General features: G+C 44.2%; 12 protein-coding genes, 3 tRNA genes and 1 pseudogene. 15 read left to right on the top strand and 1 reads right to left on the bottom strand.

The window, feature by feature from the left end; translation table 11 throughout:
* Positions 1-1,043 precede the first annotated feature (1,043 nt).
* From ftsZ to ACZ5QV_RS10125, 4 genes and pseudogenes are all read left to right on the top strand, one after another.
* A complete protein-coding gene (ftsZ, locus tag ACZ5QV_RS10140) occupies positions 1,044-2,216 on the top strand; it encodes a cell division protein FtsZ (RefSeq protein ID WP_464599707.1) in 1,173 nt (390 codons plus the stop codon).
* A gap of 217 nt (positions 2,217-2,433) precedes the next feature.
* Entirely contained in the window at positions 2,434-3,927 is a 1,494-nt protein-coding gene (locus tag ACZ5QV_RS10135; RefSeq protein ID WP_464599706.1) for a dihydropteroate synthase-like protein, read from the top strand.
* Positions 3,928-3,982: 55 nt separating this feature from the next.
* Positions 3,983-4,441: a hypothetical protein gene (locus ACZ5QV_RS10130; RefSeq protein ID WP_464599705.1), complete on the top strand. Its 459-nt coding sequence runs from the start codon at positions 3,983-3,985 to the stop codon at positions 4,439-4,441.
* Between the two features lie 63 nt (positions 4,442-4,504).
* Positions 4,505-4,630: pseudogene (locus ACZ5QV_RS10125) on the top strand (sodium/proton-translocating pyrophosphatase); the annotation flags it as partial.
* Between the two features lie 339 nt (positions 4,631-4,969).
* Here ACZ5QV_RS10125 and tnpC read toward each other — a convergent pair.
* Complete coding sequence (gene tnpC, locus ACZ5QV_RS10120) at positions 4,970-6,532, bottom strand: IS66 family transposase (RefSeq protein WP_464599444.1); 1,563 nt, start codon at positions 6,530-6,532, stop codon at positions 4,970-4,972.
* A 1,101-nt stretch (positions 6,533-7,633) separates the two neighbouring features.
* Here tnpC and ACZ5QV_RS10115 point away from each other — a divergent pair.
* From ACZ5QV_RS10115 to ACZ5QV_RS10065, 11 genes are all read left to right on the top strand, one after another.
* A complete protein-coding gene (locus ACZ5QV_RS10115) occupies positions 7,634-8,761 on the top strand; it encodes an MFS transporter (protein ID WP_464599704.1) in 1,128 nt (375 codons plus the stop codon).
* Between the two features lie 200 nt (positions 8,762-8,961).
* The gene (locus ACZ5QV_RS10110; RefSeq protein ID WP_464599703.1) at positions 8,962-9,447 is read left to right on the top strand and encodes an RNA-binding protein; all 486 of its coding nucleotides are present in this window, start codon (positions 8,962-8,964) and stop codon (positions 9,445-9,447) included.
* A complete protein-coding gene (locus tag ACZ5QV_RS10105; protein WP_464602148.1) occupies positions 9,413-9,565 on the top strand; it encodes a hypothetical protein in 153 nt (50 codons plus the stop codon). Before ACZ5QV_RS10110 ends, ACZ5QV_RS10105 begins: the two co-directional genes overlap by 35 nt.
* Positions 9,566-9,675: 110 nt before the next feature.
* Entirely contained in the window at positions 9,676-10,056 is a 381-nt protein-coding gene (locus ACZ5QV_RS10100; protein ID WP_464599702.1) for a cell division protein SepF, read from the top strand.
* Complete coding sequence (locus ACZ5QV_RS10095) at positions 10,053-10,742, top strand: ZPR1 zinc finger domain-containing protein (RefSeq protein WP_464599701.1); 690 nt, start codon at positions 10,053-10,055, stop codon at positions 10,740-10,742. The genes ACZ5QV_RS10100 and ACZ5QV_RS10095 overlap by 4 nt, the downstream gene beginning before the upstream one ends.
* 377 nt (positions 10,743-11,119) lie before the next feature.
* Entirely contained in the window at positions 11,120-12,562 is a 1,443-nt protein-coding gene (gene proS, locus ACZ5QV_RS10090; protein ID WP_464599700.1) for a proline--tRNA ligase, read from the top strand.
* Between the two features lie 637 nt (positions 12,563-13,199).
* Positions 13,200-14,549, top strand: a complete 1,350-nt coding sequence (iscB, locus tag ACZ5QV_RS10085) for an RNA-guided endonuclease IscB (protein ID WP_464599699.1) — start codon at positions 13,200-13,202, stop codon at positions 14,547-14,549.
* Between the two features lie 327 nt (positions 14,550-14,876).
* Positions 14,877-15,920 (top strand): nicotinate mononucleotide-dependent phosphoribosyltransferase CobT, encoded by a 1,044-nt coding sequence (gene cobT, locus ACZ5QV_RS10080; RefSeq protein ID WP_464599698.1) that lies wholly within the window; start codon positions 14,877-14,879, stop codon positions 15,918-15,920.
* Positions 15,921-16,674: 754 nt separating this feature from the next.
* A tRNA-Asn gene (locus ACZ5QV_RS10075) sits at positions 16,675-16,747 on the top strand.
* Between the two features lie 79 nt (positions 16,748-16,826).
* Positions 16,827-16,903: transfer RNA gene (locus ACZ5QV_RS10070), tRNA-Ile, on the top strand.
* 68 nt (positions 16,904-16,971) lie between these two features.
* Positions 16,972-17,044: transfer RNA gene (locus tag ACZ5QV_RS10065), tRNA-Asn, on the top strand.
* Positions 17,045-17,319 lie beyond the last annotated feature (275 nt).

Genomic DNA, 17,319 nt, shown 5'->3' with positions numbered 1-17,319 from the left:
CTCCCGGATGCGGACAAAAAATATTTAGGACTTACGCACTTGAAATGCCAAACACTTAATATAATTAAAAATATAATTAAATTATACTGATCCCTCAAAACGTATGGAATTATGGTTGTCAACTACCCCTCCCTAAAACCTTCGCCTAATGGCTCAGGTTTTAGAGTAAGGGGCTTGCTTCGGTAAGCCCTAGTTGAATAGCCTTTCGTTATACTGGTCATGATATTCGAGGATACTCCACACGTTCTCGGAGATTTCGATTTGGATTAAACATCCCTGAGAGGTAGGGGAAGTGTTCAGGTCATTAACAAGCCAGTATAACAGTGGCGATGTGGACCTACTCCTGCAAAGGAGGACAGAACATAAGGTCACTGTCAAACAACATTAAGGTCCCCTGTTAAACAAAAAATGGGGGCCTTAGTCTCGACGCATTCATCTCCCACCTGCCAGTTTCTCCAAAGTCGGAACTGTCGAGGAAGGAGTCTTCTGCTGTTTGAGATAAATCCACCCGGGTTTAGTAACTGATTACATTGATTTTCTCATTACAACTAACGTTTTTAACTGTACTGAAGCCGCCATATGTTATCCTGAGCCTCATTCCATAAGAGGGATATTAACGCTGCAATCAGCATAAAAAAGTTTACACTTGTTACATAATATGTAGATATTGTAGATACAGCGCTGGAAAGGCGGAAAGAGCCTGTGAATCCGTGGAGGTTGCTCAGGGGAATGAAGCAAGTGGAGTCCCCTCCTCTGCAGCCGAAGGCTGACATGAGGAGGTAGTTTACGGGAAATCTACGTAAAGTTGACATACATATTAAATAATATAACCAAACATAGCCAAAATATTTAACATCATAAGAGTTCAATTTATTAGAAATAACAAACTTAAGGTTATCAGAAGGTTTAGATCAATTTTATCCAGATTCAATTTAAATTTTCTTTGAATTCTGTTCAAATAATTGAAAACCCCTGAGCAAAGAGTGGGGTGTAAAAAATAATTCACTAATTAAATTTATAAAATAATCAACCGAGGGGATGAATTGCAATCTATAGTACAGGAAGCGATGAAGTACACTGAAAAAGAAAAGGAATACCGAAAAAACGCTACGTTTGAGGACGATTTTGAAGAGTTCGGGCAACCACGGATTATGATTGTCGGGTGCGGAGGCGCCGGGAACAATACCGTTAACAGGCTCTACAACATAGGAATCGAAGGAGCTGAAACCGTATGTATCAACACGGATAAACAGCACCTGGACAATGTCCGGGCCGATAAAAAAATCCTTGTGGGAAAAACCCTTACCAGGGGCCTTGGAGCAGGCGGCTATCCAGAAATGGGGAAAAAGGCCGCAGAACTCGCAAGAGGCACCCTTGAAGAGGTCTTAAAAGACGCGGACCTTGTATTCGTAACCGCGGGACTTGGCGGCGGGACCGGGACAGGGGTCGCCCCGGTTGTCGCAGAGATTGCAAAGGAACAGGGAGCCATTGTGGTCGGCATGGTCTCAAGCCCCTTCAGGGTTGAAAGAGCCCGTGTTGTCAAGGCCGAAGAGGGTCTGGAAGAACTGCGCAGGGCAGCGGATACTGTTATCGTTCTGGACAACAACCGCCTGCTCGAATACGTACCGAACCTCCCCATTGACCAAGCTTTCTCGGTCATGGACCAGCTTATATCCGAAACCGTAAAAGGCATAACGGAAACCATCACCGTGCCATCCCTTATCAACCTCGACTATGCCGATATCAGGACCATTATGGGCTGCGGCGGGGTTGCCGTAATGCTTGTGGGAGAATCCAAGAGTCAGGACAAGAGCAACGAAGTTGTCCGGACTGCCCTTAACCACCCCCTGCTCGACGTCGATTACAAGGGCGCAACCGGAAGCCTGGTGCACGTAACCGGGGGACCCGACCTGAGTCTAAAAGAAGCCGAAGAAGTAGCCTCCATGCTAACGTATGAACTCTCCCCCAACGCCAACGTAATATGGGGTGCACGAATCAGAGACGACTATGAGGGAAAGATCCGGGTAATGGCAATCATGACCGGAGTTCAATCCGCCCAGATCCTCGGACCGCAGGCCGAAGCCGGGCTCTTTGAGAGTACAACTGATTCTGTAAACTTCCAGCAGAGAAGGGAAGGAAGGCAGACCAGTGTAAACAAAGCCGGATCTCTCAGGAAAAAAAGTGGAACTGATTCAATAATTGATTTCATAAATTAAAAAACAGAAAAAAGCAGAAAACTCTCAAAAAACCGAAAACGAAAAAAGCAGAAACCCGGTTTCAGGCGAGCTGGAGTCACCCTCCAGACCTTCGAGTTCGAAGGTCATGGAGGAAAAAATCGCCAGAAATCGGGAACTTCGGAAGAGCCGGGAATCCTGATTGATACGTCACACCAGAACAGATACTCTTTTTTATCAGTGGTTATATCTAAAAAACATGGATATATTAATCGCAACCGGGAGACTTGCAGAAAACACCGTAAGGAAGGCAGTTGGAAAAAAAGTCGATATCCTTGTTGTGGACATTGATATCGCCGCCTTCATCACCCCCCGGAAACTCCTTAAAACTGTTCTGTCAGAAAAACCTGCCGGGAAATACGACCTGGTCCTTGTCCCTGGCCTGGTCTCCGGAGACTTTTCAGGAGTTGAGGAAGAACTCGGCTGCAAGGTCCGGCTGGGTCCGAAACATGCTTATGACCTGGGATTCGTCCTCCCTTTTGCCAAAATCGTGGATTTTTCCGGAACCACCCCTGCCTGTGAACTGCTTGCCGATGTGAGGCGAGAGATGGCGCTTGACCTCCTTCGGAAAAGTGAAGAAAAGGCCTACCCCCTCCTGAACCTCGGAAAAGTGAAACTAGGAGGAGAGGCCCGCATGAAGGTCATGGGGGAAATCGTTGGGGCTACCGAACTTGAGCCCGGCCCCCTCAAAGAAAAGATCGAAAGCTTTGTCGCAAGGGGCGCAGACATTATTGACCTTGGGGCCTCCCTCAACACCGGACCCGGACAGGTAAAAAAAACCGTAACCCTTGCCAGGGCCCTTTGCCGGAAGGGAGGAGGAATTCCCATCAGCATCGACACCCTGGACCCCGCCCTGATCAGGGAAGGGGTTGAAGCCGGGGTGGACCTTGTCCTGAGCCTTAACGGGAGCAACCTTGAGGCTGCGGGCCCAGCTGTTGCAAAAGCCGGGGTGTCTGTGGTGCTGATCCCGGATGATGGAGAAAGCCTGGAAAGCCTCATAAAAAACATCGAAGCTGCGAAGCGCCTCGGAATCAAAAAAATTATAGCAGACCCCGTGCTCGACCCCGTGGGACACGGAATTGCAGGCTCCATTGTACGCTATCACGAATTCCACAGGCTGTACCCTGAAATACCCGTCTTTTTCGGGGCAGGAAACGTAACGGAACTCCTGGACGTGGACACGATAGGAGTCAATGCTCTCCTCTGCGGGATAGGGGCCGAGGTTGGTGCAAGTATCCTCTTTACCCCGGAGTTCAGCAACAAGGCTCAGGGCTCCATCCAGGAACTGAAAACGGCTTCCGGAATGATGCTCCTCTCCCGGACCAGGGAAAGTTCCCCCAAAGACCTGGGGCTTGACCTCCTCCGGATCAAGGAAAAGCGCAGGCGCCCTGATAAAGTCCTCCCTGAAAAAACAATAAGGGCAAAGGCCGCAAAGAACTGGCGGACCGACCCTGCGGGTCCCATCCGTATAGGAATCGTACCCGACCGGATAAAAGGCAACGGAGGGCTGATTGTTGCGGAACATGAAAACGCCGTGGTCACAGGGGAAAAGGCAGGGGAAGTCATGGACACTCTCCTTGAAATGAAACTGATCTCCAGGCTGGACCATGCGGCCTATATTGGCCGAGAACTCGAAAAAGCCGAACTGGCCCTGCACTTTTCCAGAAGTTATGCACAGGACGATGCGTTCTGAAAGAGAAGAACAGTCTTAAAGTGAAGAACAGTCCGAAAAAAAAGAAGGTAAAATCATGCAGCTCAATTCTGAGGATAAGGAAGCGATCTTTGAGATCGTTGCAGCCCGTTATTTTACGGAACAACAGTGGAAATGGATCAACCTGAAAAATGATACTGGAAAAATCTTCAGGGCCTATGAAGAACTGGAAGAACAGTACGCAGCCTATTCCTACGTCAGCCGGGACTGGTACGTGGAAAACACAGGTACCAAAAATACCCATATGTGCAACACCTGGAAGGAATTGAAACACCTGGTAAACTTTTTAAAATCCTATAACGAAGCCTTTAATTTTCTGATAAACACCGGCGACAGAAAATCTTTCTGCATCGTCAGCGATTCAAAAGAAGTCAGTGAAACCCAGGCCCTGGCAATCGAGGAAGTGAAAGAACTCGGTTACACAGTTATTGTATTTCTGACCTCTTTCCCTGAAGATTTTGATTTCCAGGTCCTCCAGGTCCGCAGTGTGAATTAAACCACAAACTGCAAACAGGACACAGGCCAGAAGGAGAAAAGGAAGGAAGGTCAACCACCCACCATTGAAGACGGGTCCCACGGAGGCAAGGGCTCCAAAGCCCATAAAATTTCCATAGTAGGAGACACCGTTGGCGACCCCTTCAAGGACAGCGCAGGCCTGGCCCTGGAAAAGGTTCAGAGAAGATAAGTCAGGACCTTGGCCCTCTAATAACAAAAAATACACAGATCAGAACATGGCCCGGAACAATCAGCTTTCATCAGCGTTCCTTTTTTTGAGAATCAGGTTGGAGAATAACTTTTGAAAAATAATCGGGTGCTGATTTGCATTTTTAATACATAATTATATAAATAAAATGATAAATATATATAAATAATGATTTAAAATTATTCCCTGCCATCAGAGAAAAAAAAGCATGTAAAACCATTAGAAATTGAAAACCCAGGCATACATGAACCTGCGGAAACCTTTAAGAGAAGGAAGAAAAAACACTCTGGAATAGCCCACCAAAAGGAAAAAGGTATCTATTCAGGGTAAGGGTGGCACATTTTCAATCGCCGCATGAAGTGAACTTATAGTAGGTATATTATTCTTTATTAGTGTAGATATGTATCCCCTAATTCTAAAGAAAACATCTGCTCCATGGGGTTTCCTAAAATCTCCCGATATTTTTTGCTGAACTGTTATCATTCTGAGATCTCTTTCTGCTTGGTTGTTACTGAAAGGAACTCTTAGATCCGTAGCAAACCTCAAGATTTCTTTTTCATACTTTGAAAGTCTATCAAGGAGATTTTTTGCATCGCTCTGCGCTTTTCTTCCTCTTTTAACCCCATTGTCTTTCGAGATTTCAGGTGGAGGATTGTCCTCAAATCCTTTCATTAGTATTGACTGATACTTTTCTTTAAAGGTCTTGAGCGTATCTTCATCTATTTGTATGCCCTGTTTTCTGGCAAAGTCTGCGCATTTTTTAATTTCATATAGGAGATCAGACATCTCCTCAGCCCACACTTGCTTGAATATGTTATAAATGTCTTTAAGTTCTCTTTGAATGTGGACATTACATGCCGCATGTTCACATTTGTATTTAAAATAGGGTTTCCAGAAATCGTGGACTATAATTCCTCTATATTTAGGCAACACTCCCATTTTATTCATTGCTTTTGATCCTCGACTCCTATTATGGAAATAGTATGTATATTTTTTTGTAGAGATTAAATGGCAGTATTCCCCTTGACCACCAACGTCGATTCCAGTTTCATCACCATGGATGACATTTTCTTTTATCAGTTGCTTCTTGATGTGGTTTGTAGCACCTTTCAACTTGTGAAATAACTTATTTTCTGCCCTAATTATTGTACCAACGCTTATATCAAATCCAAAGGCATCTTTAAATAATTTCTTGATTCGGTCATAGGGAATCAATTGGTAGTTTCGGAGGTAAATTGCAATTGTTAAAACCATATTGCCATATTGGACAGGTTTTGTAATTGATTTCGGAAAAGCAGCTTTGTTTTTGCGGTTACAATAAGGACATTTTTTGATCTCAGCACGATGTTCGGTCACTTTACGCCTTACAATTATTTCAAATTCTTGTCTCTTCTCGTAATTTATAACTTCAATCTTCTCAATGTTACAACCACAATGTTCACATTTATGTAGCTTATAAATGATTGTTTTATCAGGATTTTTAATCATCCTTAATGTAGAACCAGGATGCCCTTTTTGGCCGCCAGGACGTCTAAAACTTCCTTTTTGTGAACCTTTTGATTGAGGTATTTTATCAGTAGAATTGTTAGTAGAGGGAAGTCGATTTCTTTTTTGGTTTTGGTTATTCTTTTTTAGGCGAGATTCTAACTCATTAAGTCTTTCTCGAAGTTCGGTGTTTTCGGATTCAAGATTTTCATATCGAGATTCAAGCTCTTCGTGTCGAGATCCAAGATCTTCATACCGAGATTCAAGCTCTTCGTGTCGAGATCCAAGATCTTCATACCGAGATCCAAGATCTTCATACCGAGACTCAAGATCCTCAATATATGAAACAATGGATTCAGGGTCTGAACGGCATTGAGTAAGAATCTCTTCACATTTCATAAACCTCATTCCAAAATCCGATGATTTTTATATTAATCTATATGAAAAAAGTAATTGTTGAGTTTATACGAAATATAAGTTAGAAACAGAGGTAGCTGAATAGATACGGAAAAAGTAAAACAAAAAACAAAAAACTTTCAGGCACCCAAACCCATATTAAAGAACATTAGAAGGATTGTGAGCGGGTTTGGGGAGTGGGGGGTCATATGGGGAGTGGGGGGTATGGTATGTGAAAAAATAGTTTCCCGCTCACAATATTACCTTATGCAAATTTATTATATAAAAGACTATGCATTTACTTCAGTGTAATATAATATTAAAGAAATCATGGGTTATACAGTGTATTAAATTAAATAATAAGATCAGCTATATTTTTAAAGTGTATTACTAATATAGCTAGCGATTCGGGTCGTCCAGTGTTACATGGTTGATGTTTTCATGGTTAAATATCTAATGTGTCTTTTGCTTGTGTTTTTTGACCTTGGGTGCAGGTTGATTCCACCCACAGCAAAAAATGGAAAAAAGGAGCTTAAGGCCCCATTCTAATTGTTCAAAATAATATCAATCGAATACAAATGGACCACCAAATATTAAGGAATGAGTCAAATATAATATCAAGTATTTTTGTTTACCATTTCTTAACCACGGAACACATGGAAACCAACCTGATGGTCGGTGAGTACTTTGGACCTTTATATAATTTGATTCAAAAACAAATCTGGATTCTTGAAAGCAGACTAAAAAACGCCAGAGCAACCTTCATTGCCGTCTTCCTGCATTCTTTTTCCGTGTTTTTCCGTGTCTTCCGTGGTTTGAATGCACACACACCAAACACCCCCTTACACAAAAACACAACATGTATGAGTATAAAGCAACTCCCAAAATAAAACCTGAAGTTATATTTTCACCATTCCTAAACAAATTTCAAAATAGTAAACCTGCAATTTAAGGAAGCTTAAGACATCTCTCCTCAATTCATGATAACGTATTTATAACCGCGGCTTTTTCAGAAGAATGTATCTTTAAAACAAAACCGGTAAACAAAACCGGTAAACAAAACCGGTAAACAAAACCGGTAAACAAAACCAAAATCAAAAAACCATGAATTCCAGAAAACTTCTGCTTTATCTATCGGTCTTTACAATTCAGGGCCTCTGCAATTCGGTGATCCCGGTCCTCCCGGAACTTGCGGCCTCAGGGGGAGGAGTAGGCGGACCTATAGCTTCAAGTTTGCTTTATTCCGGTTATTTTGTGGGGGCCTTACTGACCATGATCCCCTTCGGGACCCTGGCAGACAGGGTGGGAAACCTGCGCCTTGTGGGCCTGGGAATCTTCCTGACCGTGCTTTCGGGAAGCATTATCTCCTTTTCAGAAAATCTCCTTGTCCTCGGAGTTTTCAGGTTTGTGGAAGGTGTGGGCTGCGGGGCCTTTTTTCCGGCCGCATATTCCATGCTTTCTGAGGAGAAGGACCGTCAGAAAAGTGTGGGGGAATTCACCTTTTTACTGAACGCCGGGCTTGCCACTGGGGTTTATTTCTCAGGACTGCTCGCGGGATATGAAATAAGGACCGCAATTAGGGGTTTCACCCTGCTAGCCTGGCTTGCAGCCCTTACCTTTTTAATCTATAGAGGAAAAGCGGCATCCGAAAAAAAAGAAAGCGGCAAGGCTCAAGGCTCAGAAAGTCCGGCCGGGCTTTCCCCTGCACTTTACCTGAAAAAAATAGCCAGTGCCCTCTTTAAGAGCAAGTTTGGAAAGATATGGGGAATCTCAGTCCTGCTCTACGGCGCCACCGGAGTCGTTACTGCCATTTATCCCGTATACAGTATAGACTTTCTGACAAAACCCGAACTCGGCCTAGCAATTGCAGCCTCATACCTGGCAGCCATGTTCGGCTCCCTTGCAGCGGGCAGGCCAGAGTTCGAGTACAGGACAGTAATCCGGGCAGGGATCATTCTTACGGCTGCCGGGACCCTGATCTCCCCGGGAAACCCGGTCCTCGCGTTTACCCTGATAGGAGCCGGAGGCGGAGCCGCCGCTGTCGGGCTTGTAACAGCAGTTTCAAAAATCAATTCGAGCGGCTTTGCAATGGGGCTATTCAATACAGGGGTCTATGCCGGGCTCGGCCTGGTCCCGGTGCTCGGAAGTTCCCTTCTCGGAGTCCTTGGATTTGAAAAACTTTTCCAGGGGTGCGCCCTTGTACTCCTTGCCGCCCTCCTGATTAAGCTCTGAAGCTTTTCGGAAATACGAAAAAAATCCGGAGGGGAGAGGTGGAAGTAAGAGAGGGAGGAAAGAGATGGAGGGAAGAGATGGAAGGAACTGGAATCCTCTCCCCCACTCAACATGCCCGCACACAAATATTAAAAAGCCGGGAACACTATGGATAGTAGACGAACACGTCAAGACCATACTCTTTATTTTTAGGTGATCAATTGAAGATAAAAGCCAGAATTCAGCTAAGAAAAAACGTAAAGAACAACTTAGTAAAGGAAATGATCTTGCTTTTCGGGAAAGAGGCCGAGAAGCTGGAGAATAGTGTATTTGAAAAAATCACCCTGGACGAATACACAATTATCCTCGTAGACGGTAAACCTCTGTTTTTTGAGATTGAGGGGACCCTCTATCCAACCGTGAGGGGAGCCCTTGAAATGGAACTCAAAAAACGCCTGGTTGTCGTGGATAAGGGAGCAGTCCGCTTTATTTACAACGGGGCGGATATCATGAGCCCCGGTATAGTGGAAGCTGACCCCGAGATCAAGGAAAGGGAACTTGTCATAGTGGTGGAAGAAGCCCACAGAAAACCCCTTGCTGTGGGAAGGGCCCTCATGGACGGCCCGACCATGGTGGAAGCCACATCCGGAAAAGCCGTCCAGTCCATTATCCATGTGGGAGACAAAATATGGAACATGGAAATCTGAAAAGAAGTGCAGGAAAAATAAGCACGGAAAGTCCCTGGCCATCACGGACCAGTCCCACAGCAACCAGCTAAACGGCATTCACCTTCTTCAGCAGGATGCCCTTTCCTCAAAAACATGAGCCATCGGCAAAGGTTTTAGGGAGGAGGAGTTGACAGCAAACTTAATTAAGATAGATTTCAATATAAGACTTATTATCCAAATATAAAAAGAGACAAAAGGCGGGCATAAATGGCTAGAATAATAGACAAGCTTCTTGGCGGCAGCTCAAGAAATACGACCAGTGTCGAAGAGTTTCCGGAAATTGACCTGAGCAAGTACGAAGAAGTCATGGAAGAAGTACCTGCAGAAACCTACATAAAAATTGCAGAAATCTCAAACACCAATCAGGTAGGTGCATTGAAACAGGAAATTTATAATGGAAACATCCTGATGATAGACATCTCAAACATTAAAGGGGATGAATTCCTGAGAGACCGTGTCCTGAAAGAATTGAAAGATGTGGTTATCGATGTGCATGGAGACATTGCGGGTGTTAAGGGAAACACGGTTATAGTGACCCCTACAGGTATTAAAATTGATAGATCCAAACTCATCGGTGGGAGATATTGAATAACAATTTTTTCGCAAAGGAGAATTTTGAAACGAGGATTAACTGCCCTATTTGCCACACAGAGATTATAATAAACTGGCAGAGAGACGACATACCCTATTTCGGGGAGGTCATGTACATAACAGGGGTCTGTGAGAACTGCAAGTTCCGCTTTACCGACACCATGATCCTCGCGAGCAAAGAACCCATGCGATACGAGCTTTCAATCGAGGGCCTGGAAGATCTGAACGCAAGGGTAATCCGCTCCACCTCGGGTACCATCCGCATCCCGGAACTTGGCATAGATGTCGAACCCGGCACGATCTCACAATCTTACGTGACCAACATTGAGGGCGTGCTGCAAAGGATTATGGATGTCCTGATAACGGCCAGCAAATGGTCTGTTGATGACGAGGAAAAATTCGCCCGCAGTCAGGAACTGATGTCCATACTCGGGGAAGTAATGGAAGGCAAAAGGAAGATCGTGCTTGTAATCGAAGACCCCCTCGGAAACAGCGCGATTGTTTCGAAGAAAGTTAAAGCGATAAAACTCACGCGGGAGGAAGCTGAAAAGCTGACCACCGGCATGATAGTATTTGATGTTGATAAGTCCGAACTTGAAATGGACGTCTCAGAAAATGCCAGGCCCCTTGGAGAGGAATCCTCCGGAGAGGAATCTCAAGAAGAATCCTCCAGAGAGGAATAATTCTTTTTTGCCGGGAAAAACCGGCTCCTGCTCCAGCCCATGGTTTGGACAGTACCCCCTCTGTATTTTTGAAAATGATGTTTGAGGCCAGATGCCACTTTTAAATAGCAAATCGTGCTTATTAAAACTGGTTTCTATTACTTGAGTATCACCTGTTAACCCGGGTACTGAAGGGCAGTTTCCTGCACGTCGGAGACGGCTCCTGTACCTTTTGAAGTTATACATTATTTGGACAGTACATTTTTTAAACAAATTTAAGGTAAATTCGTAAAACAAAACGAAAATACTTTACCCAAAAATAATCCATCAAAATAATCCATCAAAATAATCCCGGAAAGTCATTAACTCAATGAAAATCATTATAATGCGGTGAAGGTATGGCAGAAATTGAAAAAGAAGCAGCACTTCCGTTAAAAGAGAACTTCAGCGACTGGTACAACGATCTCCTGTGGATGGCCGAGATAATGGACGTCCGCTATCCGGTAAAGGGCCTTTATGTCTGGTACCCTTTTGGCTTTGCGATCCGGAGAAACACCTATGCTATCATCCGGGAAATCCTTGATGCAAGCGGGCACCAGGAAACCCTTTTTCCCCTGCTCATCCCGGAAAACGAGTTCATGAAGGAAGCCGAGCACATCAAGGGCTTTGAGGACGAAGTGTACTGGGTAACCCACGGGGGAAAAGACCCGCTTGACATGAAGCTTGCCCTGAGGCCGACCAGCGAGACCGCCATCTACCCGATGTACAAACTCTGGGTCCGCTCCCACGCAGACCTGCCTCTCAAGCTCTATCAGGTGGTAAACACATTCCGCTACGAAACGAAGCACACGAGGCCTCTGATCAGGCTCAGGGAAATTACATCCTTCAAGGAAGCCCACACCGTACATGCGACCTGGGAAGATGCCGCAGCCCAGGTAAAGGAAGCCGTGGAACTCTACACCGAGATCTACAGGAGGCTTGGGGTCCCCGTGCTCAGGTCCAGAAGACCGGACTGGGACAAGTTTCCGGGAGCCGACTACACCGATGCCATCGATGCCATGATGCCGGACGGAAAGACTCTCCAGATAGGGACCTGCCACCACCTGGGGAACAATTTCGCAAAGACTTTCGAGATTACATATGAGGACCCCACAGGAGAACAGGTCCTGGCCTACCAGACCTGCTACGGGATTTCCGAGCGGTCCATCGCAGCCACGATCTCCATCCATGGGGATGACAAAGGCCTGGTCCTGCCTCCGGAAATCGCTCCCGTGCAGGTAGTCATTATCCCGATCATCTTCAAGAAAGGGGCCGAGGAAGTGCTTGCGGCTTGCAAAGACGTCCAGGTCCGGCTCAGGAAAGCCGGGGTCCGGGTGGAAATCGATTCAAGTGACATCAGGCCCGGAGCCAAGTATTATAAGTGGGAAATGAAAGGCGTCCCCATGAGGCTTGAAATCGGGCCCCGTGACCTGAAAAACGATGTCGCAGTCGTGGTCAGGAGAGACAATGGAGAAAAGGAACAGGTCCCGCTGCCTGAAATCGAGGCAGGAGTCCTGGCAAGGTTTGAGGCAATCCATGACAGCCTTTACGCAAAAGCAAAGGCCGAACTTGAAAGCCGTACCATCCCCTGTGAAAGCCTGGAAGAGGTCAAAGAAACGATCAAGAAAGACATCGCGACAATTCCCTGGTGCGAAAAGAAGGAATGTGGCCTTGCCATGGAAGACGAAATGGAAGCCGGAATCCTTGGAATCCCCCTCGACCAGGAAGGAAACAAACCTGCAAAATGCCCGATCTGCGGGGAAGAGACAACGACCCGCGTGTACGTGGCAAGGACTTACTGAAACTTTTTGGAAAATACTGAAAATTCCTGTAAATTTCGGAAAAACCCTTTTCCGAATTTCTTTTTTTTATTTCCGAATTATATTTCATTTTTCATTTTTTGTTTTATATTTCATTTTTCGGACCCAGTGAATCCCGGAACCCGGTGAGACATACCTGTTTTTTGCAATTTTGTTAAAAACTCTTAATCCGGGATCAGGGAAATTTTGCGTACAGGAGACCCTATAGGAACATTCGAAGACCACAAGGAGATCATTTGAAAACCCACACTAGATTTAAATCAACCGAGCTTTGTTTAAATGAATTGATGATTTTTAAGCAATGCCCGGATATTCGGTATCAATGAACGGATAGAGGGCAAGAACTGAAACAAAGTTAAGTTTAAATAAAGTCAACTACCCCTTCCTAAAATCTTAGCCCTTAGGCTAAGATTTTAGAGTAAGGGGCTTGCGTCAGCAAGCCCTAGTTTGAATAGCCTATCCCGTTATACTGGTCATGATATTCGTGAATACTCCACACGTTCACGGAGATTTCGATCTGGATTAAACATCTCTGAGAGGTAGGAGAAGTGTTCAGATCATTAACAAGCCATTATAACAATGGCAATGTGGACCAACTCCAATAAAGGAGGACAAATTAATGAAGATATTTGTCAAAAACATGTACAATGAACCACTAATGCCCACGACGCCGAGAAAAGCAAGAATATTGCTCAGATCAGGTGGAGCAGAAGTAGTACAACGAAATCCATTCACCATCAAACTGTTATACCCCACTAAAAATATCACACAGGATATTGTACTGGGGATTGATCCTGGGTTCCTCAACATAGGATTTTCAGCAGTATCTGAAAAAGAAGAACTGATTTCAGGCGAAATCAAACTTCTCAAAGGAATGCCCGAAAGAAACGAAGAACGAAGGATGTATCGCAGAACTAGAAGAAACAAATTGAGATATAGAAAACCAGGTTATAACAAAAATACAAATCGACCCGACTGGTTAGCTCCATCTATTAAACACAAATTGGAAAGTCATATCAAGTTTGTAGATGATATCGCAAAAATTCTTCCGATAACCAAAATCATCTTCGAAGTAGCAAATTTCGATATACAAAAAATCAAAAATCCCGATATCGAAGGTGAGCAATACCAGAACGGAGAACAAAAAGGATACGATAACCTCCGAGCTTACATATTACATAGAGATAATTACACATGTCAAAATCCCGATTGTAAAAACAAATCAAAACAACAAATGCTTCATGTTCACCATATCCAATACAAAAGAAACGGTGGACCCGATAGACCTGATAACTTGATTACACTCTGCAATCAATGTCATACCCCCGAAAATCACAAAGGATTCCTTTTAACCTGGAAACCGAAAGTAAGAGGATTCAAAGATGCCACATTTATGAACATCATTAAATGGAAACTCATTGACAGGTTAAAAGAAAACTACAACGTTGAATATACATATGGGTATTTGACAAAAAACAAACGATACGAGCTTGGAATTGAAAAAACGCATGCAAACGATGCGTTTTGCATTGCCAATGGTAATACACAAATCAGATCATCTTCGTCAGAAATAATACAAATCAGACGAAATAATAGAAGTTTATCCACATTTCACGATGCAAAATATACAGATTCGAGAGATGGATCAACTAAATCAGGGCAGGAACTTAATTCGGGAAGAACTACCAGAAACAAGAACCTGAACGGCGAAAACCTGAGAATATATAGACAACAAAAAACAAAAAAAGGAAGATGCAGTATCAGAAAAAAGCACTATCCATTCCAACCAATGGATCTGATTGAATCCGATGAAAAATTGTATTATGTAACAGGATCAATCACATACGGAAAATACATAAGAGTTAAAGATCCCAAACAGAAATCCGCCAACACGATCAACTCTAAAAAAGTTAAAATAGTGAAATATGGAAAAGGATTCTGTTGGATAAGTAAACAGATACCATGCTAAATAATACCCCGATTAAACAATACGCAACGACGCATTCATCCCCCACCTGCCAGCCTTTGGCTGTCGTGTTAAACCGCAGGTTAAACAGGAGTTTCTAATCTTCGATTAGAAACATCGAGGAGGGGGCCTTCTGCTACGAAAGGTAAATAAGGTTAAATAATATTTCTCCAATAAATACTTCCCGGACTTCTCAGAAAAAGATGGCTTATAGCTTTTTCATAGCCACATATACCCGCAGATTATTAGCAGGAGATCTGTTACAACAACATTCACACATAACTGAAATTAAATAAGAAGTGAGCCGTACACAAAAAAAGGAGACATGAAATGAGCTGGATTACACCTGAAGCTACCTGCAAACCGGAAAAGCCGATCTTCATATGCGTGCTTTCAAACACAAAGACCGCACACATCCCGAAGCTCTCCGCAGCCGGAAAGACCGCCGAACTTACGGACTATACTCCTGCCGGGGATGCCGAACTCATGGAAACCGGAAACATCGTCAGTGTCCCGGTCCTTCCCATGACCCCGCCCCTTGACACCCCTACTCCGGCGATAATGACCAGCTCGGCCCTGAGGCTCACCGGGACCCCGCATTATTTCGTGAACTCCGGCCTTATTGTAACCCCTGATGTCCCCTATATTGACCTTAAAGCAAAACCCGGAGAAGACATACGGGAAAAAATAGCAGTCCACGACCCTGAAGGCATCTTCGAATGCGCAAAGGCCGAAGCCAAGAAGCTGAGAGCCGAAACCGACCACGTCGTGATAGGGGAAAGCATCCCCGGAGGCACCACCACGGCCAAAGGAGTCTTAAACGCTCTCGGCTACGACGGAGAGGTCAGCAGCAGTTCGAACGAAAACCCCCTGGAACTCAAGAAGAGGGTGGTAAAAGAAGCTATGGAAGCCTCAGGCGTAAGTTTCGGAAGCCTCAGGGAAGACCCCTTCAGGGCCATAGAGACCCTTGGAGACCCCATGATGCCAGCCGTGGCAGGTCTTGTTGCCGGGTTCGAGGGAATCGATGTTGTCCTTGCGGGAGGGACCCAGATGGCAGCCGTTTTTGCAGTGATCAAACACCTGGGCCTTAACACCGAAAAGATAAAACTTGCCACCACTCGCTATGTGGTCGAAGACAAAACCGCAAACTTTATGGAAATGACCAGAGCTCTGGGAGTTTCAACCGTTTATGCGGCCGACCCCGGGTTTGGAAAATCCGTCCTTCCTGGCCTCCACCCCTACGAGACCGGCACCATTAAGGAAGGAGCAGGAGCAGGAGGAGCCATGTACCTTGCAGGCCTCTTCGGTATCAGCCAGGACGAGTTCCGAGCTGATGTAGAAAACTTTTGCAGAGAAATAAAGGCCGGACAATAAAGAAAAGTTAGAACTTTTCTTATGGTCCCCTCAACTATAGATCATGATCGAGTCAAGTCTCGCAGTACCTTTTTTTGTCCAGTACCTGCACACAGGACAATACTGGACTTCCCTATCCCTGCTCAATTTCAGTTCAGCATTACATTTTGGACATGTTTTAAGAGATTTCGTAGAATAACCCCCCACAGTACATTTTTTAAACCGGAAAGCCCCCTACATGCCGTAAATCGCGCGGGAACTGCCCTCAAGCTTGCTGTAGCGTACTGAAAAAACAAGTGAACTTTCAGAAACGCCAGACATATCAATTAAATTTTTTTAGTTATACAGTATAAAATAATTGGCGATGTAAATTAAGATATTTAAACAGAGTTTGCATCCGACTATTTTTAAAATATACCAGAAGAACCTATTTTTGACTGCAACTACCCCCACCCTGCCGCATTAATAGAACAGCAGAGATAACTTAAATGTCCTCATTGAAAGGATATAAGGATTAGCACTAAAAAAAGATATAAGTATTAGAATAGATGGGAGGAAAAAAGAAGATTTGAAAAAATAAATATAAATAATTTTAAAAAAATGATATAGCTACATCATAGTTAATATAACAAAGAAGTATTTTTTTTAAATAAATTATACCGTGTGCCCTCGAAGCCCCCCGGAAAAGAATTGAAAAAGCAAAAAGTATAAATATCATAGACACTTTAGGAGTGTTCGCGCGAGAAAGGAAAAGAAGGCCCGCGCGGGAATATATGCCGCCATAACTCAGTTGGTAGAGTGTCTGGCTGTTAACCAGAATGTCGTAGGTTCGAGCCCTGCTGGCGGCGTCCTAAATAACAAACCTTTTTTGAGAATTTAAAAGTGATTAAAAGTAGATAAGGAAAGTATATTAGGAATAAACAGAGAGGGCCTGTAGCTCAGTTGGCTAGAGCGCTCGGCTCATAACCGAGTGGTCGCTGGTTCGAATCCTGTCAGGCCCACCAAAAATAATTGATTAAAAAAAAGTACGGACCTGAAAGAAACCGTATGATTCAAAGAATACAATCAAAAAGCCGCCATAACTCAGTTGGTAGAGTGTCTGGCTGTTAACCAGAATGTCGTAGGTTCGAGCCCTGCTGGCGGCGTCTAAAAATAATCCAACGAACTTTTTTTTAAAGTATGCTGTTTTGATTCCATTATTTTGACATTTTTTATATCCACGATTATCCAAATAATCCTAATCCTCCCCCCGTACTTTGTCCTCTTGCTGCGGTTTCTTAATCATGTTTTTTTAAAAATCCCCGAAATCCTTAATAGTTCTGAATTGAATAATGATGTTAAATGGGGAAAAAATTCCAACTTTCCGTCGGGAAAATAGGGGAAAATATAGGAAAGATAATTACACTTTGCATTTTTTATC

This window comes from Methanosarcina baltica (genome assembly GCF_055394095.1).
Note: the sequence above shows the minus strand (reverse complement) of the source record. Positions and strands in the feature narration are given on the sequence as shown.

Coding starts and splice junctions, on each gene's coding strand:
- ACZ5QV_RS10135 (WP_464599706.1), top strand. CDS start 2,434: ATGGATATATTAATCGCAACCGGGAGACTTGCAGAAAACACCGTAAGG.
- ACZ5QV_RS10130 (WP_464599705.1), top strand. CDS start 3,983: ATGCAGCTCAATTCTGAGGATAAGGAAGCGATCTTTGAGATCGTTGCA.
- tnpC (WP_464599444.1), bottom strand. CDS start 6,532: ATGAAATGTGAAGAGATTCTTACTCAATGCCGTTCAGACCCTGAATCC.
- ACZ5QV_RS10115 (WP_464599704.1), top strand. CDS start 7,634: ATGAATTCCAGAAAACTTCTGCTTTATCTATCGGTCTTTACAATTCAG.
- ACZ5QV_RS10105 (WP_464602148.1), top strand. CDS start 9,413: ATGTGGGAGACAAAATATGGAACATGGAAATCTGAAAAGAAGTGCAGG.
- ACZ5QV_RS10100 (WP_464599702.1), top strand. CDS start 9,676: ATGGCTAGAATAATAGACAAGCTTCTTGGCGGCAGCTCAAGAAATACG.
- proS (WP_464599700.1), top strand. CDS start 11,120: ATGGCAGAAATTGAAAAAGAAGCAGCACTTCCGTTAAAAGAGAACTTC.
- iscB (WP_464599699.1), top strand. CDS start 13,200: ATGAAGATATTTGTCAAAAACATGTACAATGAACCACTAATGCCCACG.
- cobT (WP_464599698.1), top strand. CDS start 14,877: ATGAGCTGGATTACACCTGAAGCTACCTGCAAACCGGAAAAGCCGATC.